The sequence below is a fragment of the Streptomyces sp. 8P21H-1 genome (assembly GCF_013302945.1).
Window position 1 is genome coordinate 1 of sequence record NZ_JABTYA010000302.1, and the last position, 1,299, is coordinate 1,299.

Annotated in this window: 2 pseudogenes; one reads left to right on the plus strand and one right to left on the minus strand. The window is 77.4% G+C overall.

The features are described from left to right. Positions 1 to 391 (plus strand): annotated as a pseudogene (locus HO151_RS06375) (hypothetical protein); the annotation flags it as partial. Between the two features lie 9 nt (positions 392 to 400). Here HO151_RS06375 and HO151_RS06380 read toward each other — a convergent pair. Then, positions 401 to 1,299 (minus strand): annotated as a pseudogene (locus HO151_RS06380) (SARP family transcriptional regulator); the annotation flags it as partial.

Consider the following 1,299-nt stretch of genomic DNA (forward strand, 5'->3'; position numbering starts at 1 on the left):
CGCCGCGGCGCCGCCGCCCGGTCTCGGCGAGGCCCGCGCGGGCCTGCGGGTCACCGTGAGCGGCGAGGGCGAGGGCGAGGGCGACGGCGACGAGGACGGCTACGGTGACGGTCGACCTGCCTTCCTGACCCTGGACTTCGCCGCCGTGCGGGTCGGTGACAGCGCCCTCTCCCTCACGCACGGCGGCCTCGGCGACATCGACGCCGAGGACACGCGGGAGGCGGTGGAGGCCGGTACGCGGCGCCTGGAGGAGGTACTCGCGGGACGGACGCCCCCGGCGCCCCGGGAGACGGTCCCCGCGGTCCGGCCGTCCGGGGAACGGGCCGACGGGGACGGGCAGGACGAGCAGGACGGACAGGACGGACAGGACGGGCAGGACGAGTGGGGCTGAGCGCGCCGGTCATCGCCGGTCGGTGAGATACCGCTCGACCGGCCCCAGGGTGAGCAGACCGCTGCCCGCGCCCGCGAGTTCGGCGGCGGCCGGGCGCAGACGGGTACGGGCCCGCTCCAGCGCGGTGCGGTCGCCGAGCCGGTGCGCCGCCTCGGCCTCCAGTGCGCAGCATGCCTCGTACAGGAGGTCGTGCGGGGGCTCCGGAAGGGCGCGCAGGGCGGCACGGGCCTCGGTCCCGCGGCCCGCAGCGAGCAGGGTGAACGGCTCGGACCAGGGGCGGTAGGGACCCCAGTCCGTCCCGGAGCCCTGGTCCGGGTCCTGACCAGAGGTCTGGACCGGCGGGAGTCCGTGGGTCAGGCGCAGGCAGAGGAGCGCGAGGGGGAGGAGGCCGCGTTCCAGGCCGGGCATGCCCGCGCCGTCCAGGCGGGCGGCGGCGGTGCGGTACGCGGTCTCGGCACGGGCGGGGTGACCGGTCGCGCTGAGCCGCAGGGCTCCGTACCACTCGGTGAAGACGCCCACCAGAGGGAGTTCGTGGCGTTCGGAGAGGCGGTCGGCGGCGGCCGCGTGGTGGTCCGCGGCCGCGAGATCGCCGAGCGCCGCGCGGGCCTGGAGACGGATGAGGTGACCCAGCACCTCGTGGGTCACCAGGCCGTGGCGGGTGGCCAGTCCGACGAGTTCCGCGCCGATCCCGTCCCGGCGCGGGGCGAGGCCCGCGCGGGTGAACGACTGCATGAACGCGCCGTTGAGGGCGAAGGCCAGGAGGGCCGGGTCGTCGAGGCGGCGGGCGAGACCCTCCGCCTCGCGGGCGGCCTCGGGACCCCGGGGTCCGCTCGCGCCGCGGGTCTCCAGGGCGATGGTGGTCAGGAGACGGCAGCGGGCGGCGTCGTGGGAGGCGGGGCCGTGGGAGG